Origin of the sequence: Streptomyces orinoci (genome assembly GCF_003121295.1) — a bacterium.
Taxonomy (GTDB): domain Bacteria; phylum Actinomycetota; class Actinomycetes; order Streptomycetales; family Streptomycetaceae; genus Streptomyces; species Streptomyces orinoci.
Genome location: NZ_PHNC01000029.1, coordinates 1,027,687 through 1,052,617 on the forward strand (window position 1 = coordinate 1,027,687; position 24,931 = coordinate 1,052,617).

At 70.6% G+C, this 24,931-nt stretch carries 20 protein-coding genes and 1 riboswitch; of the genes, 2 read left to right on the plus strand and 18 right to left on the minus strand.

The genetic code is table 11. The features are described 5' to 3' along the window. Nucleotides 1–60: 60 nt before the first annotated feature. The 9 genes from CV755_RS19435 to CV755_RS19475 all read right to left on the minus strand — a co-directional run bounded on the left by CV755_RS19435 (nucleotide 61) and on the right by CV755_RS19475 (nucleotide 9,837). Complete coding sequence (locus tag CV755_RS19435) at nucleotides 61–1,443, minus strand: NAD(P)/FAD-dependent oxidoreductase (RefSeq protein WP_109281464.1); 1,383 nt, start codon at nucleotides 1,441–1,443, stop codon at nucleotides 61–63. Between the two features lie 398 nt (nucleotides 1,444–1,841). Continuing rightward, a complete protein-coding gene (locus tag CV755_RS19440) occupies nucleotides 1,842–2,780 on the minus strand; it encodes a Ppx/GppA phosphatase family protein (protein WP_109281465.1) in 939 nt (312 codons plus the stop codon). A 120-nt stretch (nucleotides 2,781–2,900) separates the two neighbouring features. After that, on the minus strand, nucleotides 2,901–3,431 hold the full coding sequence (locus CV755_RS19445) for a DUF501 domain-containing protein (RefSeq protein ID WP_109281466.1): 531 nt from the start codon (nucleotides 3,429–3,431) through the stop codon (nucleotides 2,901–2,903). Between the two features lie 70 nt (nucleotides 3,432–3,501). Next, nucleotides 3,502–3,963: an FtsB family cell division protein gene (locus CV755_RS19450; protein ID WP_109281467.1), complete on the minus strand. Its 462-nt coding sequence runs from the start codon at nucleotides 3,961–3,963 to the stop codon at nucleotides 3,502–3,504. Between the two features lie 208 nt (nucleotides 3,964–4,171). Next, nucleotides 4,172–5,458: a phosphopyruvate hydratase gene (gene eno, locus CV755_RS19455; RefSeq protein WP_109281468.1), complete on the minus strand. Its 1,287-nt coding sequence runs from the start codon at nucleotides 5,456–5,458 to the stop codon at nucleotides 4,172–4,174. 270 nt (nucleotides 5,459–5,728) lie between these two features. After that, nucleotides 5,729–6,439, minus strand: a complete 711-nt coding sequence (locus CV755_RS19460) for a LysM peptidoglycan-binding domain-containing protein (protein ID WP_109281469.1) — start codon at nucleotides 6,437–6,439, stop codon at nucleotides 5,729–5,731. 4 nt (nucleotides 6,440–6,443) lie between these two features. Further along, nucleotides 6,444–6,623, minus strand: a riboswitch (cyclic di-AMP (ydaO/yuaA leader). A 260-nt stretch (nucleotides 6,624–6,883) separates the two neighbouring features. Continuing rightward, nucleotides 6,884–7,930, minus strand: a complete 1,047-nt coding sequence (locus CV755_RS36735) for a transglycosylase family protein (RefSeq protein ID WP_109281470.1) — start codon at nucleotides 7,928–7,930, stop codon at nucleotides 6,884–6,886. Between the two features lie 113 nt (nucleotides 7,931–8,043). Continuing rightward, complete coding sequence (locus tag CV755_RS19470) at nucleotides 8,044–9,306, minus strand: cytochrome P450 family protein (RefSeq protein ID WP_109281471.1); 1,263 nt, start codon at nucleotides 9,304–9,306, stop codon at nucleotides 8,044–8,046. 117 nt (nucleotides 9,307–9,423) lie between these two features. After that, entirely contained in the window at nucleotides 9,424–9,837 is a 414-nt protein-coding gene (locus CV755_RS19475) for a DUF6479 family protein (protein WP_153068707.1), read from the minus strand. An 89-nt stretch (nucleotides 9,838–9,926) separates the two neighbouring features. Here CV755_RS19475 and CV755_RS19480 point away from each other — a divergent pair, with 89 nt between their 5' ends. Further along, a complete protein-coding gene (locus CV755_RS19480) occupies nucleotides 9,927–10,673 on the plus strand; it encodes a hypothetical protein (RefSeq protein ID WP_153068708.1) in 747 nt (248 codons plus the stop codon). Nucleotides 10,674–10,764: 91 nt separating this feature from the next. Here the strand turns inward: CV755_RS19480 and CV755_RS19485 are convergent, their stop codons facing one another. Both CV755_RS19485 and CV755_RS19490 read right to left on the minus strand, forming a co-directional pair. Then, nucleotides 10,765–11,742: a nucleoside triphosphate pyrophosphohydrolase gene (locus CV755_RS19485; protein WP_109281474.1), complete on the minus strand. Its 978-nt coding sequence runs from the start codon at nucleotides 11,740–11,742 to the stop codon at nucleotides 10,765–10,767. Between the two features lie 465 nt (nucleotides 11,743–12,207). Further along, entirely contained in the window at nucleotides 12,208–12,831 is a 624-nt protein-coding gene (locus CV755_RS19490; RefSeq protein ID WP_241561297.1) for a SurA N-terminal domain-containing protein, read from the minus strand. A 331-nt stretch (nucleotides 12,832–13,162) separates the two neighbouring features. On the opposite strand from CV755_RS19490, the gene CV755_RS19495 reads away from it, so the two are divergent. Beyond that, the gene (locus CV755_RS19495; protein WP_109281475.1) at nucleotides 13,163–14,617 is read left to right on the plus strand and encodes a DUF2079 domain-containing protein; all 1,455 of its coding nucleotides are present in this window, start codon (nucleotides 13,163–13,165) and stop codon (nucleotides 14,615–14,617) included. Between the two features lie 15 nt (nucleotides 14,618–14,632). On the opposite strand, the gene mfd is transcribed toward CV755_RS19495, so the two are convergent. From mfd to CV755_RS19530, 7 genes are all read right to left on the minus strand, one after another. Further along, nucleotides 14,633–18,190: a transcription-repair coupling factor gene (gene mfd, locus CV755_RS19500; RefSeq protein WP_109281476.1), complete on the minus strand. Its 3,558-nt coding sequence runs from the start codon at nucleotides 18,188–18,190 to the stop codon at nucleotides 14,633–14,635. 297 nt (nucleotides 18,191–18,487) lie between these two features. Next, nucleotides 18,488–21,049 carry an ABC transporter permease gene (locus tag CV755_RS19505; RefSeq protein WP_109281477.1) on the minus strand — a complete coding sequence of 854 codons (2,562 nt, stop codon included), beginning with the start codon at nucleotides 21,047–21,049 and terminating at the stop codon, nucleotides 18,488–18,490. Beyond that, a complete protein-coding gene (locus tag CV755_RS19510) occupies nucleotides 21,046–21,834 on the minus strand; it encodes an ABC transporter ATP-binding protein (protein WP_109281478.1) in 789 nt (262 codons plus the stop codon). Before CV755_RS19510 ends, CV755_RS19505 begins: the two co-directional genes overlap by 4 nt. Nucleotides 21,835–22,326: 492 nt before the next feature. Next, on the minus strand, nucleotides 22,327–23,505 hold the full coding sequence (locus CV755_RS19515; RefSeq protein ID WP_109281479.1) for a methyltransferase domain-containing protein: 1,179 nt from the start codon (nucleotides 23,503–23,505) through the stop codon (nucleotides 22,327–22,329). Between the two features lie 258 nt (nucleotides 23,506–23,763). Further along, entirely contained in the window at nucleotides 23,764–24,015 is a 252-nt protein-coding gene (locus CV755_RS19520; RefSeq protein WP_109281480.1) for a DUF7848 domain-containing protein, read from the minus strand. Nucleotides 24,016–24,202: 187 nt separating this feature from the next. Continuing rightward, nucleotides 24,203–24,424: a hypothetical protein gene (locus CV755_RS19525; RefSeq protein WP_109281481.1), complete on the minus strand. Its 222-nt coding sequence runs from the start codon at nucleotides 24,422–24,424 to the stop codon at nucleotides 24,203–24,205. Beyond that, nucleotides 24,417–24,779 carry a hypothetical protein gene (locus CV755_RS19530; protein WP_109281482.1) on the minus strand — a complete coding sequence of 121 codons (363 nt, stop codon included), beginning with the start codon at nucleotides 24,777–24,779 and terminating at the stop codon, nucleotides 24,417–24,419. Before CV755_RS19530 ends, CV755_RS19525 begins: the two co-directional genes overlap by 8 nt. Nucleotides 24,780–24,931 lie beyond the last annotated feature (152 nt).

Sequence of the window (24,931 nt, forward strand, 5' to 3'; positions counted from 1 at the left end):
GTACGCCGAAGGGCGCCCACCCCACGGATTTGGTGGACGCCCTTGGTGTGTGACCTTGGGTCAGCTGGCCTTGGCCTTCTGCGGGGAAGCCGCGTCGGCGGGCTGCGGGGCGGGCTTGGCGGCCTCGTAGAACTCCTCGCGGGGGTTCTCCATGGCGCCCAGCGAGACGACCTCGCGCTTGAGGAACATGCCCAGGGTCCAGTCCGCAAAGACGCGGATCTTCCGGTTCCAGGTCGGCATGGCCAGACCGTGGTAGCCGCGGTGCATGTACCAGGCGAGACGGCCCTTGAGCTTGATCTTCATCTTGCCCATGACGATCATCGCGACGCCCTTGTGCAGGCCGAGACCGGCCACCGCGCCCTTGTTGGCGTGGGCGTAGGTCTTCTGCGGGAAGCCGCGCATCCCGGAGACCACATTGTCGCCGAGCACCTTGGCCTGGCGCAGCGCGTGCTGGGCGTTGGGCGGGCACCAGGCGTTCTCATTGCCGGCCTTGCGCCCGACCATGTCCGGGACCTGGGCGTTGTCGCCCGCGGCCCAGATGTAGTCGGTGCCCTGCACCTGGAGGGTCTCCGAGGTGTCCACATGGCCGCGCGGGCCCAGCGGCAGGCCGAAGCGGGCCAGCGCCGGGTTGGGCTTGACGCCCGCGGTCCACACGATGGTGCTGGCATCGACCTCCAGGCCGTTCTTCAGCACCACATGGCCGTCCACGCAGGAGTCCATGGAGGTGGAGAGGTAGATCTCGACCCCGCGGCTCTCCAGGTGCTCCTTGCCGTACTGGCCGAGCTTGGGGCCCACCTCGGGGAGGATCTTGTCCGCGGCGTCCACGAGGATGAAACGCATGTCCTCGCGCTTGACGTTGCGGTAGTGCTTGGCGGCGTCGCGGGCCATGTCCTCGACCTCACCGACGGTCTCCGCACCCGCGAAGCCACCGCCGACGAAGACGAAGGTCAGCGCCTTGCGGCGGATCTCCTCATCGGTGGTGGAGTCGGCCTTGTCGAGCTGCTCCAGCACATGGTTGCGCAGGCCGATGGCCTCCTCGATGCCCTTCATGCCGATGCCCTGCTCGGCGAGGCCGGGGATCGGGAAGGTACGGGAGACCGCGCCCAGCGCGATGACCAGGTAGTCGAAGGGCAGCTCATACGCCTCGCCGACCAGCGGGGCGATGGTGGCGACCTTGCGGTCCTGGTCGATGGTGGTGACGCGGCCGGTGAGGACCTCCGCCTTGGGGAGCACCCGGCGCAGCGGCACCACGACATGACGCGGGGAGATGCTGCCGGCGGCTGCTTCGGGGAGGAAGGGCTGGTACGTCATGTACGAGCGCGGGTCAACGACCGTGACGGTCGCCTCGCCGTACCGCATCTTCTTCAGGATGCGGCGCGCCGCATACAGGCCGACGTACCCACCGCCTACTACGAGGATCCGTGGACGCTCCGTGGTGCTCATGATTCGAGTATCCAGCACGGTTCCCACGGGTGCGCGTGCGCCCCGACCACAGTCTTACAGGGGGGTCTGCTACACTGCGCGGCCCACGTGACCGACGCCATAGCCGAGAAGGGGAACCACGCGGTCCACTTCTGCGTTGACACCCCCGCTGAACTGGCCTTGCGGGCCCGAGCGTCAGTGGACCACCGCTCGAACGGGCCCTGTCGGTTACCACCGTCAACCCTTGCCCGGCCTGCGCCAAGGCGCCCTTGCGAGCCCGTTCCCGCACGGATGGGCAGACCGGCGGCCACTTCTTGACCGCCGGCGCCAAATTTTCATGTGAAGGATTTCACGAACTTTTTCCGCCGGGCCCTCCGGCCGGGCTTCCGGCCGGGTTCCCAGGGGCCTTCAACGGGCCCTCAGGCGATGCTCCAGGCGATCCCGTCGAGGATGTCGTGCTCGCTCACCACGACCTCCCGGGCGCCGGTCCGCTCCATCACACACTGCAGCACCAGCGCCCCGGCGCCGATCACATCCACCCGGCCCGGGTGCAGCACCGGGATGGCCGCACGCTGCTCATGGGTGGCGGTCAGCAGCCGCTCGGTGACCTCCCGGACCTTCGCCAGCGGGATCCGGGCATGGTGGATGGCCGCCGAGTCGTACTCGGGCAGTTCCAGGGCGATCGCCGCCACCGTGGTCACCGACCCGGCCAGGCCCACCAGGGTGCGTGCCTCGCGCAGCGGGACGCTCGCCTCCGCCAGGTCCAGCGCGGCCTGGACATCGGCCCGTATGGCGGCGATTTGATCCGGCGCCGGCGGGTCGGTGACCGTCCCCTGGTGCACCAGATGACGCTCCGTCATCCGCACACAGCCCACATCCACACTGCGCGCCGCCCGGACATGCTCCTCGCCCACCACGAACTCGGTGGAGCCGCCGCCGATGTCCACCACCAGGAAGGGCCGCTCCAGGTCGGCGCGGCCGGCCAGCTCCCTGGTGGCGCCGGTGAAGGAGAACTCCGCCTCCTGGTCACCGCTGATCACCTCCGGCTCCACGCCCAGGATCTCCACCACGCCGCGGACGAAGTCGTCCCGGTTCTCCGCGTCCCGGGAGGCGGAGGTGGCCACAAAGCGGGTGCGCTCGGCCTTGAGTTCCCGGATCACCTCCGCGTACTCGCGGCAGGCGGCGAAGGTGCGCTCCAGGGCCTCGGGCGCCAGGCGCCCGGTGCGGTCCACGCCCTGGCCGAGCCGGACGATGGTCATCCGCCGGTCCAGCTCGATGAGTTCACCGGTGGCCGGATTCGCGTCCGCTACGAGGAGACGGATCGAATTGGTACCGCAGTCAACGGCGGCGACACGCATGAGTGCTCCTGAAAGTGGGGTATGGGGCGCCCCTTCAGGGGCGCGGGACGGTGAAATCCTGCGGCTCCGCCGCGTGGGCACGACCAGCCACAAACTGCCCGCACTCGAACACGGCCTGACTCAGCCCTGCTCGCCCTCGCACGGCGAGACACAAGGCCCCTTGCGCCACCACTCCGGCAGCATCGCGATCGCCTCATCGCCCAGCGGATTGACCCCCGGCCCCGCCGCCAGCGAGTGCCCCACCAGCACATGCAGGCACTTGACCCGGTCCGGCATGCCGCCCGCGCTGGGGAAGCCCTCCAGCACCTCGATGGCGTCCCGGCGCCGGATGTAGTCCTCGTGCGCGGCCCGGTAGGCGGCGGCCAGTTCCGGATCGGTCTTCAGCCGCTCGGACATCTCCTTCATCACGCCCTCGGCCTCCAGCGTGCCGATGGCGGAGGACGCCCGGGGGCAGGTCAGGTAGTAGAGGGTGGGGAAGGGCGTACCGTCCTCCAGCCGCGGCGCGGTCTCGACCACATCGGGGTTGCCGCAGGGGCAGCGGTGCGCGATGGCGCGCAGACCGCGCGGCGGGCGCCCCAACTGCGCCTTGAAGGCGGCGATATCGGCGTCGGTGGGCTCGGTGGGCTCGGTCTGCGGAGGAGGGGTTTCCATGGGCTCGCTTGTGCTCGGTGGGTCTGGTCGGACTGGTGGGTCCGGTCGGTCTTGGTGAAGGGGCGGGGCGTCAGCGGCGGTTGTCGGCCGCGTCCACACCGTCCCAGAGGTTGCGGTACCAGGGCCGGTCGGCGGCTCCCTGGTCCTTCGGCCGGCGGGCGGCGCCACTGCCGTCCAGCACGGTGTAGCCGGTCTCGCCGGGGCGTACATAGTGCAGGTGCTCGCGCGCCTGCTGCTCGACATATGCCGGGTCCTCCAGCCGTGCCTTCTCGTCGCTCAGCCGTCTGACCTCCTGGCGGGCGTGCTCGGACTGCCGCCGCTGGTCGTCGATGTCAGACCGCTGGGTGACCCACTGGCGCATGGGGTAGGCGAGGGCGACGACCAGCGAACAGACCACCAGCGCCAGCAGCGCGGCCCGGCCGGTCAGCCGGCTGCGCCGCGGTGGCCCGGTGCGGCGGACGTTCGGCCCCTGGACCAGCACCGTGCCGAGCGCCTTGAGTCTGGTCGCGGTGGAAAACCGTTCCGCCGCCACATCGCCTCCCCTTGGGTCCGGTTAGGGACGGGTCCGGTGCGGACGCACAAAGCCCGTCCCCGGCCACGGTACGGGACCATGACCGAGGACGGGGTGAAGCTGAGGGCTTGTCAGCCCCAGCCCTTGCTGTGGCTACTCAGTTCCCCGAACGCTGTGCTTACTGGTTCGCAGAGCGCTGTGCTTACTAGTTCGCAGAGCGCTGTGCTTACTAGTTCGCAGAGCGAAACCGGGGGAAGGCGGAACGCCCCGCGTACACCGCGGCGTCGTCGAGGATCTCCTCGATGCGCAGCAGCTGGTTGTACTTGGCGACGCGCTCGGAGCGGGCCGGGGCACCGGTCTTGATCTGGCCGCAGTTGGTGGCGACGGCCAGGTCGGCGATGGTGACGTCCTCGGTCTCACCGGAGCGGTGGGACATCATGCACTTGAAGCCGTTGCGCTGGGCCAGCTCCACGGCGTCCAGGGTCTCGGTCAGCGAACCGATCTGGTTGACCTTCACCAGCAGGGCGTTGGCGGCGCCCTCCTCGATGCCGCGGGCCAGGCGCTCGGGGTTGGTGACGAACAGGTCGTCACCGACCAGCTGGACCTTGGCACCGAGCTGCTCGGTGATGGTCTTCCAGCCGTCCCAGTCGTCCTCGAACAGCGGGTCCTCGATGGAGACCAGCGGGTACGCCTCGACCAGCTCGGCGTAGTAGGCGGTCATCTCCTCGGCGGAGCGCTCCTTGCCCTCGAAGAGGTACTTGCCGTCCTTGTAGAACTCGGAGGCGGCGACGTCCAGGGCGAGGGCGATGTCCTGGCCGGGGGTGTAGCCGGCCTCCTTGATGGCCTCCAGGATCAGGTCCAGGGCCTCGCGGTTGGAGCCCAGGTTGGGGGCGAAGCCGCCCTCGTCGCCCAGGCCGGTGGACAGACCGCGGCCCTTCAGCACCTTCTTGAGGGTGTGGTAGACCTCGGTGCCCCAGCGCAGGGCCTCGGAGAAGGACTCGGCGCCGATCGGCGCGATCATGAACTCCTGGATGTCCACATTGGAGTCGGCGTGCGAGCCGCCGTTGAGGATGTTCATCATCGGCACCGGCAGCAGGTGCGCGTTGGGGCCGCCCAGGTAGCGGAAGAGCGGCAGGTCGGACGCCTCGGAGGCGGCGTGCGCCACGGCCAGGGAGACGCCCAGGATGGCGTTGGCGCCCAGCGAGCCCTTGTTGTCGGTGGCGTCCAGGTCGAACATGGCCTGGTCGATCAGGCGCTGCTCGGTGGCGTCATAGCCGACCAGCTCCGGGCCGATCTGCTCGATGACGGCCAGCACCGCCTTCTCCACGCCCTTGCCCAGGTAGCGGTTCTTGTCCCCGTCCCGGAGCTCGATGGCCTCGAAGGCGCCGGTGGAGGCGCCGGACGGCACGGCGGCACGGCCGGTGGAGCCGTCGTCGAGGCCGACCTCGACCTCGACCGTGGGGTTGCCTCGCGAGTCGAGGATCTCGCGAGCTACGACGACGTCGATGGACGGCACGAGGGTCTCCTTCGTGTGGGTCTGCAGTTCTGCTGCCTGAGCCTAACGGGCCCCGGCCGGTCCACCCGCCGTAGGACCACCACGCAAAGCGAAAAAAGCCGCAAACGCCGAGATCGCGGGAGGAATGCCTGCTTCCGGTGTTCGCTGAACGAAGAAGCGGGAACCCGCGGTGCGGCCCCCGGGAAACACCGGAGCCCCGTTCCGATGCGGCTCGGGGGGAGCAGACGCATCGGAACGGGGCGGTCCGGTTCAGCCCGGGTGGGCCTTGGCTCAGCTGAGGTGCAGCTTCTGGCCCGGGAAGATCAGGTCGGCGTTCTCCACGATGTCCTTGTTGCGCTCGTAGAGCTTGTGCCAGCCGCCCTTGACCTTGTTGGCGTCGGCGATCTTGGCGAGGGTGTCGCCCTCCTTGACCGTGTACTCGCCGTCGCCCGTCTTCACGGACTTGGGGGCGGAGTGCTGCGGCGCGCTCTGCTTGGGTGCCGGGGTCTCGTCGTCGCTGTCGTCCCGCTGCTGCGGGGCGGTGTGCTTGGGCGTCCAGTGCCGCTCGCTGCGGTCGGCGTGGCTCTTGGTGGAGACATGGCTGCCGGAGTCGGTGTCCACGTCGGCGGCCGGGCCACCACGGGTCAGCCCGCCCTCACCGGCACAGCCCCAGGCACCGGGGCCCTGCGCGGCGAGCAGCTTCTCGGCGACGGCGATCTGCGCGCTCTTGGACGCCAGGTCGGCCCGGGGGGCGTACTTGGTGCCGCCCATGGCCTCCCAGGAGGACTGCGAGAACTGCAGGCCACCGTAGTAGCCGTTGCCGGTGTTGATGGACCAGTCGCCACCGGACTCGCACTTGGCCACACGGTCCCAGGTGTCCACGGAGGCGGCGTGGGCGGAGGTGGCGGCCATCAGCGGAGCTGCGACGGCGGCACCGGTGACACCGGCGAGCGTGACGAGACGGACGGCCTTGTTCGGACGACGATGCTTGCCCTTGGACATAAGTCGGTTTCCTCACCGGCGCCTACGAGGTGAGCTGTCGGGTTCGGGCGTGAGTTGCCCGGCCGTGCGGCTTGCGCTCGCTCGGCTTCACCCCTAGCCGTCCCGGACCTCCGGCCTTCGGCCGGCCGCCCGTTACGGCGCCTTACCTTGGTTCCCCCGCTCCTGCCTACGGCGCTTGCGCGACGACTCCCCCGGTCGCCGGCAGGATTCGGCGTGACGACCGTGGTGCTCGCGGTGGCGAGCGGTGAAGACGTTAAGCACAGGCGGCCGATGGGTTCAAACCCTGGTTTTCGGCCACCCAGTTGCCCCCGCCCTGGCTGAAAACCGTTGTTTTCGCAGGTCGGAGACGGTCCGTTGAGAAGCGGATGCCGACTTTGCGACGAATGCCGAAGAGACCCATGTCTCACTTTCCGCCGGAACGGACATTCGACCCAAACAGCCCCGCTACTTCTTCAGTTCGAGCTGCTGACCGGGAAGAATGAGGTCCGGATCGTCCCCGACCACCTTCTGGTTGTCCCGGTACAGCCGGTGCCAGCCACCCTGGACGGAATGCTGCTCGGCGATGACTGACAGGTTGTCACCGGGGCGCACGGTGTAGTCGTTTGCGGACGGCGGCTGGGTACGTGCCTCCGCACCACCGCGCGATGCGCGGTCCGCGCCCGAATCCTGGGAGTCCGCACGGTGTTTGCCGGTGCTTCCGTCCGTGTTCGCTCCGGTGTGCGGGTCCTGCCCGGGAGTGGAGTCACCGGGGTGCGCGCTCTGGTCGGAGCCATCGGCGGGCGAGGCGGAGGGACCGGCCGAGGGGTCGGCCGAGGGCGTACCGGAGGGCTGGGCGGACGGCTTGCCGGACGGCCCGTTGACGGTGTCGCCGGAGGAACCGTCAGCCGGCTTGCGGTGCTTGCCCGTGGGCCGGTCGTCGTCCTTCACCGGGGGCCGCTGGTCCGGCTGCCGCGGGGAGGCGGAGGAGTCGGGCGCGTCATCCGGCGAACCGGTCTTGCCGGTCCGGGAGTTGGCGGGCGCGGAGGAGGACGGCTGCGGGGCCGTACGGTGTGTGCTCCCCGGGGACGCGTCCTGGGAACCGTCCTCGGGACCCGGGTCCACCTTCGGCGCCGGGCCGTCCTTGGCCAGCCCCGAGTCCACCGCACAGCTGGGCCAGGCGTACGGGCCACGGTCCTGGAGGATCCGCTCGGCCACCGCGATCTGCTGGGCGCGGCTGGCCAGGTCGGGGCGCGGGGCGAATTCCGTACCGCCGTGCTGCTCCCACATCGAGCGGGTCAGCTGGAGCCCGCCGTAGTACCCGTCGCCGGAGTCGGCGCTCCACAGGCCGCCGCTCTCGCACTGGGCCACCCGGTCCCAGGTCTGGGCGTCCGCGGCCTGGGCCCCGGAAGCGGCCATCAGCGGCAGGGCCAGCCCCGCTCCGGTCACCCCCGCGGTGACCACGAGGGCGGGGATCTGACGGGGACGGCGGTGTCGGCCGGAACCGGAAAGCATGCGATGACCTTTCACTCGGCGGCGAATATGACCGTCGAACATAGCGACGGCTTTCGATCGTCACAAGCCGGTGTATCGCTGGTCACGTAGCGATAAAGGCGGCTGACGGCGGGTCATCGGGGACGGGCGGTGAACTCCACCGGGAGGGTGCGCAGTCCGCGCATAATCAGCCCGCCGCGCCAGCGCAGCTCCGCTGGATCGACGGAAAGCCGCAGGTCAGGAAGGCGGCGCAGCAGAGTGGCCAGGGCCGTGCGGCCCTCCAGCCGGGCCAGCGGGGCGCCCAGGCAGTAGTGGATGCCATGGCCGTAGCCCAGGTGCTGGTTGTCGGTGCGGGCCAGGTCCAGGATGTCCGGATCGGCGAAGCGTTCCGGGTCGCGGTCGGCGGCGGCGAGCACCACCAGGACCGGGTCTCCCTCGGCGATCCGCTGCCCCCCGATGGTCAGCTCCCGGGTGGCGAACCGCCAGGTGGCCAGCTCCACCGGGCCGTCGTAGCGCAGCAGTTCCTCGATCCCGGTGGCCAGCAGGCTCTCGTCCCCCTCGGCCAGCGCCCGCTGGAGCCGCTCCCGCTGGCCGGGGTTGCGCAGCAGGGCGTAGGTTCCGTTACCGATCAGGTTCACAGTTGTTTCAAAACCGGCGAACAACAGAATGAAGGCCATGGCCGCGGCCTCGTTCTCGGTGAGGTGTTCGCCGTGGTCGCTTGCCCGGATCAGTCCGGAGATCAGGTCTTCGCCCGGTTCCTCCCGCTTGCGATGGATCAGCTCCGCCAGATATGTCCGCATCCGCTTCACCGAGCGGGCCACCCCGCCACGCGGGCCGCCGCCGTGGCGGATCATCATTCCCGCCCAGTCCCGGAAGTCGTCCTGGTCCTCGGGGGGCACCCCGAGCATGTCGCAGATGGCGTAGATGGGCAGCGGGAAGGCGAACTCATGGATGAGGTCGGCGGTGCCGCGGGCGGCGAAGCCGTCGATCAGATGGTCGGTGAGCTCCTGGACGCGGGGGGCGAACTCGGCGACCCGGCGCGGGGTGAACGCCTTGGACACCAGGCGGCGCAGCCGGGTGTGGTCCGGGGGATCGATATTGAGCAGATGCGTCATCAGGTTGGCGCTGCGCTCGCCGGGGATGCCGACCTTGCCCTTGCCATGGGCGGCTTCCGAGTGGTGCACCGGGTTCTTCGACAGCCGCTGGTCGGCCAGCGCCTGGCGGGCGTCGGCGTAGCGGGTGACCAGCCAGGCGTCCACACCGCTGGGGAGGGTGGTGCGGTGCACGGGGGCGTGCTCGCGGAGCCAGGCGTACGCGGGATAGGGGTCGCCGGCGAACTCCCAGGTGAACAGCGGGGGCTGGTCCGGGTGGCGGTTGTCGTCGTTCTTGTGGTGCACGTCTTTGACGCTACTGGGTGTGCCGCGGGGGTTTGGGGTGCGGGCTGACGGTGGCCGGGCGCACCCACACGGCGGAGCCGCACATCGAACACCGCCCGCGCCCCGAGGGGGCTGCGGCTAGTGGTGGCCGGCGCCGCCGCTGCCGAAGGAGCCACTGCTGCCCGGGCGCCATTTCTTGCGTTCCTCGGAGAGCTCCTCGGGATGGCTGCCGGGGCTCAGCTCATGCGGCAGGATCCGCTCGGGCTGGCCGGGCGGAATGTCCTCCGGCGCCCGGTGCTCGGTGACATAGCCGACGACGTCCTCGTCGTCATTGTGCCCCGGGCCGTGGTTCTCCACCGGACGCCCGTCCTCCTCCGGGGTGCGCCAGGAACCCATCCGCCGCTGCGGGGCGGAGGGCGGCGGGGGCTCCCGGTCGCGCCACCGCATACCGAAGACAAAGGCCAGCAGCAGCAGGACCGCGACGGCGATCCCGACGATAAAGGGAGCAATGCCGCCCAAATAGGCGGGAAGGGCGATTTCGATGTGTTTCATCACCATGGCCTCCGGGTACCCATCGCCCGCTCTGCCAAGCCCACAAATGCGCTGAATGGGTACGAATCCAAAGATAAGGGATATTGCCGGTGCTTACACGTCCCGTCCGTCGAATCACGCTCATCACGCTCATCGCGCTCACTGCCTCTTCTGTGCTGCTGACCGCCTGCGGGGGACCGGAAACCCCCAAGGCCGCCACCGACAACGCCGCCCGGCCGGCCCCGCACTCGGCCCCCCGCCCCGCCCACATCACCGCCGAACAGGCACGGGGCGCACTGCTGGGCACCCAGGACCTGCCCGAGGGCTGGAAAACCGCGCACAAGAACAAACACCGGAAGAAGGCCGAGCTCAAGGGGGTCCAGGCCCGCTGCCTGCCGCTGGCCGCGGTGGTGAACACCGGCCGGCTGGAGGGTGAGTACGCCACCCATGCGCACCGGGTCTTCACCAAGCAGGGCGAGGACGGCCAGGCCACCGGCCTGGCCCAGGACGTCAGCGGCTACCCCCGGCAGCGCGCCGAGCAGGGCATGCGCAGGCTGCGGGACGCGGTGGAGCACTGCGGCAGCTTCACCGGGACCCTGGCGGACACCCAGGCCACCCTTCGGGTGAAGCGGCATGACGCCCCGCGCTACGGCGATGACGTCCTGGCCTACTCGGTGAGCGTCACCGTCGATGACGTCCGGATGGACTTCGACCTGGCCACGGTGCGCAGCCATGGGGCGGTCACCACGCTGGTGGAGAGCCACCCGGCGGAGACCGAGCACAACCGCCAGGCCGTGGACCGGGCGCTGTCCGTCGCCGCCACCAGGCTCACTCGCGCCGCGGCCGCAACCGCGTGACCGGCTCGCCGGTCCCTGGCCGGGCGGGTTTGCCCGTCCCCGGTCCGGGGTCCGGCCGGTCGGACGGTGACGCCGGGCAGGCCGGGAGTGGTCAGGGGTGTGCGGGCCGTTCGCGTTCGGCTGCCAGGATGGCGTCTCGGTAGGTACGGGCGGCCGCCCGGAGTGCGGTCTCCGGCTCCACCCCGGCCGCCTCGGCCTGCACCGCCAGCCGCAGCAGCTCGTACCCCACGCCGTCCCCGTCCGGAAGGGCGATGTCCAGGCCCTCGGTACGGGCCCGGGAGGCCAGCTTGGCGGCCAGTGCCAGCGCGGGCTGCCCCAGCGGGATGCCCTCGGTCACCGACTCCCGGCCCTTCTCGGCCGCCTTGCGGCGCAGCCAGTGCGCCTTGACCTCCTCCGGGGTCTCGGCGGTCTCGTCACCGAAGACATGCGGATGGCGGTGGATCAGCTTGTCCACGATGCCGCCGGCCACATCGTCCACCGAGAAGGGCTCGTCCGGGTCGTCCTGGGCGATCCGGGCGTGGAAGACGACCTGGAGCAGGACGTCGCCGAGTTCTTCGCGCAGCGCCTGCCGGTCCCCGGTCTCGATGGCCTCGATGAGCTCGTACATCTCCTCGATGCCGTACTTTCCCAGGTCCTCATGGGTGCGGATGGCACTCCATGGGCAGGCCAGGCGGATCCGGTCCATCACCTGCACCAGGTCCAGCAGGCGGGCGCCCGGCAGGTCGTAGGAGCCGGGCAGCAGTTCCAGGGCGGGCATGGTCTCCCGGCCGGAACCGGCCAGCCGGGCCAGGCCGTCGGTGAGCTGCGACTCGCCCGCCGCAGAGGTCACCACAACGGCGGTCCGGGCGCCTTCCAGGCAGTAGTCCACCAGTTCGCGAGCTATGGCCGTGCCCTGCTCGGCGGAGATTCGGGCTTCGGCGAGGTAGGGCAGGAGCGGGTGGCCGGGGTCGGCGCACAGGACCCGGTCGGCCTCGCGCAAGGTCTGCCAGGCCGGCCAGGACAGGAGTCCCGGGGCGACCCGGTGGCTGGTGGTGAGCAGGACGATACGGCCGGATGCGGAGTCGTTCACGCTGCCGAGCGTAGGCGCTGCGCCGGCGTACGCGTTGCCGGGTGCGCCCCTTCCAGGGGCGCGGGGAACTGCGCGACCAGCCCTCCACGGCCCGCACCCGCCCACCAAGCGGGGGGCTCCCTGGGGGCGGCAGCCCCCGGAGAAACGGTGAAAGGGCGGGTCCGGGGCCCCCTCCCCCGACAGCCACCCCCACCGGGCCGCACCCGGCGACGCGGCGTCTGCTGTTGCAGTTCGGCCGCGGGCCGTGTGTGGCTGGTCGCGCAGTTCCCCGCGCCCCTGAACACGGCACACCCGGCGAAGACAGGGCGTCTGCCAACGACCGTTGCCGCTCGGCCGCAGGCCGTGTGTGGCTGATCGCGCAGTTCCCCGCGCCCCTGGACAGGGCACACCCGGCAAGGGCAGGGCGTCTGCGGCGGAGCCGCAAATCGGATAGCGCCCCGCGCCCCTGATGGGGCGGGGCCCGCCTCAGATTGGGCGGTCTGAGGGGAGGGTGGCGCGCAGCCAGGGGTCACGCGTCGGGGTGGCGGTGCCGCGTTTGGGGTCCCAGGTGCCGAAGCGGGGATTGATATCCACCCGCAGATCCTCGGAGGTCCGCATCAGTACCTGATTGGTGCGAGCCGCCCCCAGCTTGCCGTCCAGCCGAGTGCGCACCAGATCCATGGCCAGTGCCTGGTCGATCTGATCGGGAGCGATGCCCAGCGCCAGGAACCGGGCCCGCACCGCCTCCGCACCGCCATTGGCCCGCTCCACCTGGGCCCGCTCCCGCTGGAGATCGCCGCGGGTGAGGTCCACCCCGTTGTCGTGCCCGGCCTTGGCCACGATCCGGTACTGGATCAGCCGGACCAGAGTGTCCTGGCTGAGCCGGGCGCTGTTGGCGACCAGCTGCTCCGCCTGCGGGGAGGTCCGCTGTACCCGGCGTACGTCCTCGACCTGCTGCTGGAGCTGGGTGACGGTGATGCGGTCCTTGCCCACGATGGCCGCGGCGCCCGGGTGCGCGGTGGAGCCGCAGGCGGTGAGCGCGGGGGCCAGGGCCAGCAGCCCGGCGGAGACGGAGAGCGCGGCGGTCCTTCGGCGGAACAGGCGGAACATAGAGCCTCCCGGCAGAGATCGTGCGGCGGTGCGTCGATCGTCCTGGCGTTGATCGATGGTAGGGAGTCCAGGTGGCCCAGGCCACTGATTCGACCAACGATTCGCCGGGAGTTGAGGTGCGCCGCGCCGATCTCCCCTTCCCCGGCGTGCACTTCGGCCCCGCAGCTGACGATGCGTCGGCTGATGGCGCACCGTACCCGGCGGCGTACGCCGAGTGAGCACCGCCCCCGGCGCGGAGCCCTCACCTGCGGGATGCCCGGCAGCCGGGGGTGTCCGCGTATCTTTTCGACAGTCGTCCCACAGACCAGAGCAGCCGAAGGAAAGGAACACCATGGACTCGGCCGCAGCCGCCGTGTCGGCGCCGGGGCCGGGCCCGGCCGGGATCGCGGGCCGGAGCGGCCGGAGCAGCTGGAGCACCACCCTGCGGGCACCACGGCTCGACCCCTACTGGGTGGCCGGAGCCTTCTTCGTCCTCTACTCGCTGCTCTCCCTGACCCGCTACCGGCAGCTGCTCACCATGTCCTGGGACCTGGGCATCTTCGAGCAGGCCATCAAGGGCTACGCCCACCTGGGGGCGCCCATAGTCGATCTCAAGGGACCCGGCACCAATATCCTCGGCGATCACTTCAGCCCGGTCACCGCGCTGATAGCGCCCTTCTACCGGGTCTTCCCCACCCCGGTGACCCTGCTGGTGGCCCAGGCCCTGCTGTTCGCGCTGTCCGCGGTGCCGGTCACCCGGCTCGCCGCCGGGCTGCTCGGCCGGGGGCGCGGGCTGGCCATAGGCATCGCCTACGGGGCCTCCTGGGGCATCCAGCGCGCGGTGGACTTCGACTTCCATGAGATCGCCTTCGCCATGCCGCTGCTGGCCTTCTCCCTGGAGGCCGTGGTGCGCCGGCGGTGGCGGGCCGCGGTGCTGTGGGCGCTGCCGCTGGTGCTGGTCAAGGAGGACCTGGGGGTCACCCTGGCCGCCATCGGGGTGGTGATCCTGATACGTCTGCGGCCGCCGCGCCGCGACCCCCGCCGGTCCGCCCTGGCCCTGGGAGTGGTGGTCTTCGGGCTGGCCGCCACCGTGCTGACCGTGTCCGTACTGATACCGGCCTTCAACGCCACCGGCTCCTACGACTACTGGAACAAGGTGGACGGAAATGGCCCCGCCCCCACCATCCCGGTGCTCACCGCGGTCCGCACCCTGCTGTGGGTCCTGCTCCCCACCACCGGACTGCTGGCCCTGCGCTCCCCGCTGCTGATCGCCGCCCTGCCCACCCTCGCCTGGCGCTTTGTCTCCCATGACGACCACTACTGGGGGACCGACTGGCACTACAACGCGGTGCTGATGCCCATCGTCTTCATCGCCCTGACCGACGCCCTCGCCCGCGCCCGGGAGTCCCGCAGGCCCTGGCTGCGTACCTATGCCCGTCAGCTGCCGGCGGCGGTGGCCGGTGCGGCGCTCTCGCTGAGCGCGGCCCTGCCGCTGTACAACCTGACGCTGCCGGAGACCTACCGCACTCCCCCGGCCGTCCGGGCCGCCGAGCGGCTGCTGGACCGGATACCGGACCACGCCACGGTGGAGGCGGACATCGAGCCCATCAGCCGGCTGGCGGGCCGCTGCCGGGTGCTGTGGATAGGGGACACCCGGGGCATCGTCCCGGACTATGTCGCCCTGCACACCACCGACGGCCGGACGCCCCAGGAGCTGATAGCCGGGTCCCAGCAGGCGCACCCCGGCACCGCCTACCAACTCCTGGGCAGCGCGGGCGGTTATACGGTGCTCAGGCGGACCGCCTGAGCACCGGCGGCGGCCTCAGCCGAGGATGGTGGTGAGGAACTCCCCCGTCCAGGCCAGCAGTTCCCGGCCGACCAGCGGCTTGCCGCCGATGCGGGCCGTGGCCGGGCGCGGCACCAGGATCTGCCGGGTGGCGGGCTTGAGGACGGTACGCGGATAGAGCCGCATCAGCCGCAGCTCCTGGGACTCGCGCAACTCCACCGGCCCGAAGCGGACATTGGAGCCCTGGAGCGTGATGTCGGTGACCCCGCAGGCCCGGGCCAGCATCCGCAGCCCGGCCACCAGCAGCAGATTCTCCACCGGCTCGGGCAACTTGCCGTAGCGGTCGGTGAGTTCCTCGCGGACGGCCTTGATGTCCTCCTCGCTGTTGGCGGAGGCGATGGCCCGGTACGCCTGGAGCCGCAGCCGCTCGCCCGGCGCATAGTCGTGCGGGACATGCGCGTCCACCGGCAGTTCGATCTTCACCTCCAGCGGGGGCTCGGCCTCCGCTGCGCCGCCCTCCAGGGAGGCGCGGTAGTCGGCCACCGCCTCGCCGACCATGCGGATATAGAGGTCGAAGCCAACGCCCGCGATATGGCCGGACTGTTCACCGCCGAGCAGATTGCCCGCGCCGCGGATCTCCAGGTCCTTCATCGCCACATACATACCGGCGCCCATCTCGGTGTGCTGGGCGATGGTGGCCAGCCGCTCATGGGCGGTCTCGGTGAGCGGCTTCTCCGGCGGATAGAGGAAGTAGGCGTAGCCGCGCTCCCGGCTGCGGCCCACCCGCCCGCGCAGCTGATGCAGCTGGGAGAGGCCGAAGTTGTCGCCGCGTTCCACGATCAGGGTGTTGGCGTTGGAGATGTCGATGCCCGACTCCACGATGGTGGTGGAGACCAGGACGTCGAAGCGCTTCTCCCAGAAGTCCACCACCACCTGTTCCAGCGCGGACTCCGACATCTGGCCGTGGGCGGTGGCGATCCGGGCCTCCGGCACCAGTTCCCGCAGCCGGGCGGCGGCCCGGTCGATGGACTCCACCCGGTTGTGGATATAGAAGACCTGGCCCTCGCGCAGCAGTTCACGCCGGATGGCGGCGGCGATCTGCTTCTGGTCGTACGGCCCCACGAAGGTCAGCACCGGGTGGCGCTCCTCCGGCGGGGTGGTGATGGTGGACATCTCCCGGATGCCGGTGACCGCCATCTCCAGGGTGCGCGGAATGGGGGTGGCGGACATGGTCAGTACGTCCACATTGGCGCGCAGCTTCTTCAGCTGCTCCTTGTGCTCCACACCGAAGCGCTGCTCCTCGTCCACGATGACCAGGCCCAGGTCCTTGAACCTGGTCTCGGAGGAGAACAGCCGGTGGGTGCCGATGACCACATCCACCGAGCCTTCGCGCAGGCCCTCCAGCACCGCCTTGGCCTCGGCGTCGGTCTGGAACCGCGACAACGCCTTGACCACGACCGGGAATTGGGAGTAGCGCTCGGAGAAGGTGCCGAAGTGCTGCTGCACCAGCAGGGTGGTGGGCACCAGTACGGCCACCTGCTTGCCGTCCTGCACCGCCTTGAAGGCCGCGCGCACCGCGATCTCGGTCTTGCCATAGCCGACATCACCGCAGATCAGCCGGTCCATGGGGACGGACTTCTCCATGTCCTCCTTGACCTCGGCGATGGTGGTCAGCTGGTCGGGGGTCTCGGCGTAGGGGAAGGCGTCCTCCAGCTCCCGCTGCCAGGGGGTGTCCGCGCCGAAGGCATGGCCGGGGGCGGCCATCCGGGCCGAGTAGAGCTTGATCAGGTCGGCGGCGATCTCCTTGACCGCCTTCTTGGCGCGGGCCTTGGTCTTGGTCCAGTCCGCGCCGCCCAGCCGGTGCAGGGTGGGGGACTCCCCGCCCACGTACTTGGTGACCTGCTCCAGCTGGTCGGTGGGGATATAGAGCCGGTCGCCGGGCTGGCCGCGCTTGGCCGGGGCGTACTCCACCAGCAGATACTCGCGGGTGGCGCCCTGGACGGTGCGCTGGACCATCTCCAGGTAGCGCCCCACACCGTGCTGTTCATGGACGATGAAGTCGCCGGTCTGGAGGGTGAGCGGGTCGATGGTCTTACGGCGGCGGGCCGGCATCCGGCCCATGTCCTTGCTGGCGGCCTTCTGCCCGGACAGATCGGTCTCGGTGAGCACCGCGATCTTCAGTCCGGGATCGACAAAGCCGTTGTCCAGACTGGCGCAGGAGACATGGACCACGGACGGGGAGAGCTCGGGCAGGTCGGCGTCCAGCCGGGCGGCGATGCCCTCGCCGCCGAGCACCTCCACGGTACGGGCGGCCGGGCCATGGCCCTCGGTGAGGAAGACAGTGCGCCAGCCGTCGGCCAGCCAGCCCTTGGTGTCGGCCAGGGCGCGGGCGGTGTCACCGCGGTAGCTCTCCGGGGCGCGCATGCCCAGCTTGAGGGTGTCGGCGCCGTCCAAGTCCGCGCCGGCCGCGCCGAGTTCGGTGTCGCCGGAGGCGAACGGGGTCACCGACCACCACATCATGCCCAGCTCGCGGGCGCGGTCGCGGACATCGGCGATGCCCCACAGGGAGGCGGCGCCCACATCGATGGGGGCCTCACCACCGCCGGCCGTGGCCGACCAGGAGGCCTGGAGGAACTCCTGGGAGGTGGCCACCAGATCCGCGGCCCGGGTGCGTACCCGCTCCGGGTCGCAGACCACCGTCATACTGCCCGCCGGAAGCACATCCAGCAGCAGCTCCATCTCGTCCACCAGCACCGGGGCCAGGGACTCCATGCCCTCCACGGCGATGCCCTCGGCCAGCTTGCCCAGCAGCTCGCCCAACTCCGGGTGGCTCTCGGCCAGTTCGGCGGCGCGGGCCCGTACCTCGTCGGTGAGCAGCAGCTCCCGGCAGGGCGGGGCCCACAGACCGTGCTCGGCGATCTCCAGGGAGCGCTGGTCGGCCACCTTGAAGTAGCGGATCTCCTCCACCTCGTCGCCCCAGAACTCGATGCGCAGCGGGTGTTCCTCGGTGGGCGGGAAGACATCCAGGATGCCGCCGCGCACCGCGAACTCGCCGCGGTTCTCGACCAGTTCGACGCGCGAGTAGGCGGCCGCGGCCAGGGCGTCCACCACCTCTTCGAGGTCGGCGCTGCGTCCGCTGCGCAGGCTCACCGGCTCCAGGTCGCCCAGCCCCTTGACCTGGGGCTGGAGTACGGAGCGGATGGGGGCGACGACCACGCTCACGGGGCCGGCGGCCGGGTCGTCGGCGGCGGGGTGGGCCAGCCGGCGCAGTACGGCCAGCCGGCGGCCGACGGTGTCCGAGCGGGGGGAGAGCCGCTCATGCGGCAGGGTCTCCCAGGCGGGGTAGTCCACCACGGCGTCCGGCGGCAGCAGGGAGCGCAGCGCGGCGGCGAGGTCCTCGGCCTCGCGGCCGGTGGCGGTCACCGCCAGCACCGGCCGTTTGGCGTCCCGGGCCAGGGCGGCGATGGCGAAGGGGCGGGCGGCGGGCGGGCCGACCAGATCCAGGTGCGGCCGGTTGCCGTCGGCCGCGGCCTTGACCGCCTCGGCGAGCGCCGGATCGTTGACGACGGCGTCGAGCAGACCGTGCAGGCTCATAAAGGGCTTCCGTCCCGGGGGGGTGGACAACGCGAACCGCCCGGCTCGTCGGGTGGACGGGGCCGGGTGCGTACTCCAGCGTACGACGGGGGTCGGACAGGGGCTTCGTGGAATGACCCCGGCCCCTGGTCCGGACGCGCACCCCCGTGGTGCGTCCGGGCCGGGGCCGGGGCCGGCACTTGCGTGCGGGCCGGTTGCGCCTGCGGCGGGCTGCCCCCACCCACGCGCCACCCGTTGCTCCCCACGTGAGGGTGCGCTTTCCGGTGGGGGCCGGGCGCCGTTGGCGGCTTTCCCCCGTCAGTCCGTGGCGATGGCCTTGAGGACGTTCATGCGGCCCGCCCGGAACGCCGGGGCCAGGGCGGCGGCCAGGCCGACCAGGGCCGAGCCCAGGAAGACCGCGCCCAGTGTGGGCCAGGGGATCTCCAGGACGTCCAGCCCCTGCAAGGCCAGCAGCTTCTGGGCGGTGGCGCCCCAGCCCAGCCCCAGGCCCAGCCCCAGCAGCGCGCCGAACAGGGCGATCACCACCGACTCCAGGCGGATCATGCGGCGCAGCTGGCGGCGGGAGAGGCCGATGGCCCGCATCAGGCCGATCTCCCGGGTCCGCTCGACCACCGACAGGGCCAGGGTGTTCACCACACCGAGGATGGCCACGATGACCGCCAGGGCCAGCAGGCCGTAGATCAGGTTGAGCAGCTGGCCCACCTGGTCCTTGATCAGCTTCTTGTAGTCGGACTGGTCGCGGACCTTGATCTGCGGATAGTCGGCCATGGCGGCCTTGAGCGAGGCGGCGGCCTCCTTGGCGTGGCCGTCCTGCGCCTTGGCGAACAGCATCCGCGGCGGCGGCATCTTGTCGGCCGGCAGGTACCGCTTGGCGGTGGCGGTGCTGAGGTACATCGCCCCCTTGTCGAAGGCGGTGTCGTCCGAGGTGATGGCGTTGACCCTGAGCCTGGCGGTGCTGCCGTCGGTCATGGCCACGGTGAGCCGGTCGCCCAGCTTGACCTTGTGATCCTTGGCGAAGCCCTCGGGCACCGACATGGCGTCCGCGGCGTAGGCCCCGGAGAGCTTGCCCTGGACGGTCTGCCGGCGCAGGTCCTGGGCGTAGCTGGGGTCGGCGGCGGTCAGCCGCTGGTTGCCGGACTTGCCGTCGGGGGTGGTGACCCTGGCGCTCACCTCGGTGTACTCGGTGAGGTGGTCGAGGTACCGGGCCGACCTGGCGGCCTTGAGCATCGCCGGGGTGTAGCCCTTGCCGCCGCTCTCCATGATGAAGTCCGCGCCCACCGACCGGTCCACCTGGTCGGTGGCCGAGGCGACCATCGAGGAGCCCACCACCGAGAGGGCGGCGACCAGCGAGAGGCCGATCATCAGGGCCGAGGCGGTGGCGCCGGTGCGGCGCGGGTTGCGCAGGGCGTTGCGCTCGGCGAGCCGGCCCACCGGGCCGAAGACCCGCAGCACCACCGCGCTGATCACCCGGACGATCAGGCCCGCCAGCAGCGGTCCCACCACCACCAGCCCGATCAGGCTGAGCAGGATGCCCAGGCCCAGCAGGGCCGAGCCGGAGGACGCCCGGTCCGACCGGGCGGCCAGCAGCAGGGCGCCGCCGCCGGCCGCGGTGAGCAGTACGCCCAGGGCGGCGCGTACCTTGCCCGCCTTGGCGTCTCCGGGGTTGCCGGCGTCGCGCAGGGCGGCCATCGGGGAGATCTTCCCGGCCCGGCGGGCGGGCAGATAGGCGGCCAGCACGGTGACCACCACACCGATGGCCAGGCCCACCAGGGGGGTGGTGGCCTTGACGGTCAGGTCGGCGGTGTCCAGCTTCATGCCCAGGGAGCCCATGAGCTTCATCAGCCCCACGGCCAGGCCGATGCCGCCGCCGATGCCCAGCACCGAGCCGGTCACCCCCAGCAGCAGCGCCTCCGCCAGCACCGAGCGGTTGATCTGGCGGCGGCTGGAGCCGATGGCCCGCATCAGGCCGATCTCCCGGGTGCGCTGGGCGACCAGCATGGAGAAGGTGTTGACGATCAGGAAGATGCCCACCAGGACGGCGATGCCGGCGAAGCCGAGCAGCGCGTACTTCATCACGTCCAGCACCGAGCCGAGGCTCTTCTTGTTCTCCTTCTTGCTCTCGGCCGCGGTGTGCACCTGGTAGCCCTCGCCGATGGCGGCGGTGACGTTCTTCTTCAGCTGCTCGTCACTGACGCCGGAGGCGGCGGTCAGCCCGTAGCCGGTGAACGCCCGGGCGCTGCCCAGCAGTTTGGTCTGGGCGGTGGCGGTGTCGAAGTAGAGGACGGCCGCACCGGGGTTGGTGGTCTTGTAGGTGGCCAGGCCCACCACATGCACCCGGAAGTCACCGGGGGCGGCGATCACCCGCAGGGTGTCGCCCACCTTCACATGGTGCTTCTCGGCGGTGTCGGAGTCCAGGACGGCCTCATCGGCGCCCCTCGGCTGATGGCCGCGGGTGATGTCCATGGACTTGCGCTGGCTGTCGTTCCAGTTGAGGCCGACCGTGGGAGCGCCCGAACTGGGGCTCAAGCTCTGCTTGTTGGCGGTGGTCACCGTGATGTTCCTGGTGGCGGCCTCCGGTTCGACCTTGGCCACCCCCGGCACCCCGGCCAGCCGGTCCCGCAGGGAGGCGGGCAGGGTGGCGGGGATGCTGCTCTCCTGGGCGTTGTCCTTCTCCTTGGGCTGGACGTCCACATCGGAGGCAACGGTGGCGAAGAGCTTGTCGAAGGTGGCGGTCATGGTGTCGGTGAACACCAGAGTGCCGCAGACAAAGGCTACCGAGAGCAGCACGGCGATCAGGGAGAGCGCCATCCGGCCTTTGTGCGAAAGGAAGTTGCGCAGGGAGGTGCGGAAGATGGTCACGAGACACGTCCCCGGGCGTCGAAGTGCTTCATCCGCTCGAAGACCATCTCGGCCGTCGGCTGGTGCATTTCATCCACGATGCGGCCGTCGGCGAGGTAGAGCACCCGGTCCGCATAGGAGGCGGCCACCGCGTCATGGGTCACCATGACTATGGTCTGCCCGAGTTCGTCCACCGAGCGGCGGAGGAAGCCCAGCACCTCGGCCCCGGCCCTGGAGTCCAGGTTCCCGGTCGGCTCGTCACCGAAGATGATCTCGGGACGGGCGGCCAGGGCGCGGGCGACGGCCACCCGCTGCTGCTGGCCGCCGGAGAGCTGGTTGGGGCGGTGCTTCAGCCGTCCGGCCAGGCCCACCGTCTCCACCACCCGGTCCAGCCAGGCCCGGTCGGGCTTGCGGCCCGCGATGTCCATGGGGAGGGTGATGTTCTCGATGGCGTTGAGGGTGGGCAGCAGGTTGAACGCCTGGAAGATAAAGCCGATCCGGTCCCGGCGCAGCCGGGTGAGCTTTTTGTCCTTGAGCCCGGTGATCTCGGTCTCATCGATCCAGATCTGACCGGAGGTGACGGTGTCCAGCCCGGCCAGACAGTGCATCAGGGTGGACTTGCCGGAGCCGGAGGGCCCCATGATGGCGGTGAACCGCCCCCGGGCGATGTCCACATCCACCTGGTCCAGCGCGGTGACCCGGGTCTCCCCCGAGCCATAGGACTTGACGATCCGCCGCCCACGCGCCGCGACGGCCGCATGTCCTCCACTGCCCCCGGTCCTGGGAATCGATACAGCCGTAGTCACGGTGAGTCTCCTGAACGCTTGTCCGCTGAAGTGGTGTCCAGCCTGCTGGACGGCGGCCCCGGTCACGATGGGGCTGGTCCGTCTGTTGACGGTGGTGCTAGCCCCACCACCCCTCCCCCGGCCACCGTCACAAGGCTAGGGAGCGGTGGCGGTCCGCCCCTCCTGCTGCGGGACGAGCCGCGGCCTCGGAGAACGTAGGGGCCGCCCCCTAGGGGTCCGGCCGGTGTCCGTATTGCGTGGACGGCAAGCGCCCCTCAGCCCAAGGGGATTGACGGTCACCACGGCATCCGGCGTTCAACCCGCCCGGAAGCCACATGAGCAGCCATCGGCTGTCGCTTCCCCGGACGAGCGCCCCTAACTGTCCGGCGCATCCCGGGTGTTGGAGCCCTGATCACCGACCGAGGGCAGTACGAGCCGCGCGGCCTGTCAACCGGTTGAAGCCCCAGCCATCCGTCACGGGGGAGGCGGACAGCTGGGGCGCTCTGGCGGAAATCAACCGATGGTGAGGCCGTTCTCAGGGGCCTCGAACCATGGGTGAACGCTTCCGTCGGGCCTGACAGTGACGCCGAACCGGTCAAGGCTGGGTTCGCCGTGATCGGTCCACCATCTCAGCGCCCGTTCCACCTCGTCCCACAGACTGCGCGATCCCGACTGGTAGACCGTGGCATCCGGCTTACCGCTGTGAAACTCGACTGCGGCCCATGACCGACTCGCCAGGTCGAAGAACCACGCCTTCCCGCTCTCCTCGTCGGACCGGTTCACGACATGAGCGCAGTCGGACACGCACAGACCGATCACGAAGCGTACGGATTCGTACCGGTCCCCCAGCTCCGCGAGGGTGACCCGCGTACTGGACACGTCGGCATCGCCCGGGAACTCCGGGATGTGCCGGGCAAAGCGGTTCCAGTCGAGGCGCTGAGCCCGCAGCTTCATGAACTCCACCATGCGGAGGAACGGCCCGCGGGCGCTGCCGTCGTCGGCCATGGTCAGCCGGACAAGGGCGTCCTGGTCGCTGTGGTGGGTGCCCCAGGGAGCGAGGATGATCCCGCCTGGGCGGGTCTGCTCCAGCCACGCGGGCGGGATGGCTCGCACACCCACGGTCGCGATCACGCGGTCATACGGGGCCCCCTCCGGCCACCCATGGCGACCGTCCACGTTGACTACCTCCGGGCTGAGCCCGGCGCGTTTCAAGGCATCGCGGGCCTGCTTGGTGACGGAGGGGTCGATCTCGACACTGACGACGCCGGAGCCGCCCAACCGGTGGGCGAGCAGTCCGGCGTTCCAGCCCGTGCCCGTGCCGATTTCGAGCACCCGCATGCCTTCCGTCATGTCCAGGTCGCGAAGCATGGCGGCGACCACTGACGGCATGCTCGCCGAGCTGGTCGGCACGGCTCCCGGTTCGACGCCGGTGTGCCGGCCGTCGTCCCACTGTGTGACGAGTGGGACGTTCGCGTACGCGGATCGCTCCCACGCTTGCGGGTCCTCAGCGCGGGACACGGGGACGCTGCGGCCGGTGGCCATGTCGTACGACCAGACGAGATCCGGCAGGAACAGCGCGCGGGGAACGGCCCTGAAAGTCTCGGCCCATTCGGGCGTCAGGGCTCCGCTGTCGAGGAGGGACCGCGCCAGTTCGTCACCGGCGCGGCCGTCCTGCTCAGAGGGGAGCGTCACTTGCGGTGCTTCCCATCGCCTTCGGGCATGTCACCATCCGGGGGGCGGCGGTGGGGGTGGCGTCCAGGGCTGGCCGGGAACCTTGTCCCCGTCGCCTCCGTCACCCCTGTTCCCCACGATCGGTCCCGTCATCGTCGGACCCTCCCTATGGACTTGCGCGGAACCCGTAAGGCGGGAGTGGCGAACGGGGTCGTGCGACCCGGCCCCAACTCGGGGCTGGTGTCTCAACGGTGAATCATTGCCATAGCCCCATGGGCCTCACCGCCACGCTCCGGGCTCCGCGCAGACTGTTTCGCGTGTGGTGCGCTCGTACAGCCCGTGCCTGGTCTGGGCGCAGTGAGCGGCGATCCACCGGACGAGCTCGTCCGGGCTGTGTACATCGCCGGACGTGGCCCCGCAGTCCCGCTCGTCTCCGGTGACGCACACGGCGGTGAACGTCGGCAGCGTCAGGGGGTCGGCCTCCGCCCGGACGGTGTAGTCACGGAAGCGGTAGCGGGTGGTGGTGCCCATTAGTGTGCCTCTCGCCGGTGTCGTGCCATCAGGACCCGGAGGTCGGTCGCCGCGCTGAAGTCCCCGCCCTGGTTCGCGGACTTGGCCAATTCCAGGTAGCGGGCGCAGTCCGTACAGCCGGGGACGGGCTCCGGCGCGGAGGGCGGGAACTGGGGTAGGATCGCGGCCACTTGCCGTCCGGGGCCGCTCACAGCCGCGTGCCCCAGCTGCGTTCGTTGGCGTCGCGGACGCGCAGCCTCAGCGCCTCATCGGCGGTGACGGGCTTCACATCGCGCGGCTCCGCGTCCCATTGCTGACCGCCACCCTGCGGGCGCAGGCAGAACCGCCCGTTGTGCCGCGCCATGGCCACGCCCACGCGGTCACGCTTGGTGTCATGAGCCAGGGTGCCGACGCTCGGAGGCTCAGGCATCGCCGCTCGCCTCCCCGGGGACGGGGATGCGCCGCCCGCGCGACTCCGCGACCCTGAGCACATCCGACAGGGCCTCGGTCAGCCGGGACGACAGCCACCGGTACTCGATCGCCGACAGGGCGCGGGCGCCGGGCTTCAGGACGCCCCGGGCGTGCTCCAACAACTCGGCTCCCATGCCGAGTTGTACCGCTTCGATGCTGTCGGCCAGCTCGGAGAGGACGCTCCCGTCATCGGTACGCAGGTAACAGGGAAGCCCTTCCGGGGCGGACCACGGCAGTAAGCGGGCCCTCGGTTCGCCCGCAGCCGCGTCGTAGAGTTCCCGGCGCCGAAGCCGGTCCGCGTCGCTCCTCGGCATGATCGCTGCACCCTCGGGTCTTGGTCGGTGGAACGGGTACGGCGACGGTACTTACGTGACGCGGGGTGCCGCCATGGTCACAGTGTGGCAGTTCGCTGTGCATGGCCGACGAACTACCACGCTTCGTGGTACCTCGTTGCCGACATCGCCTT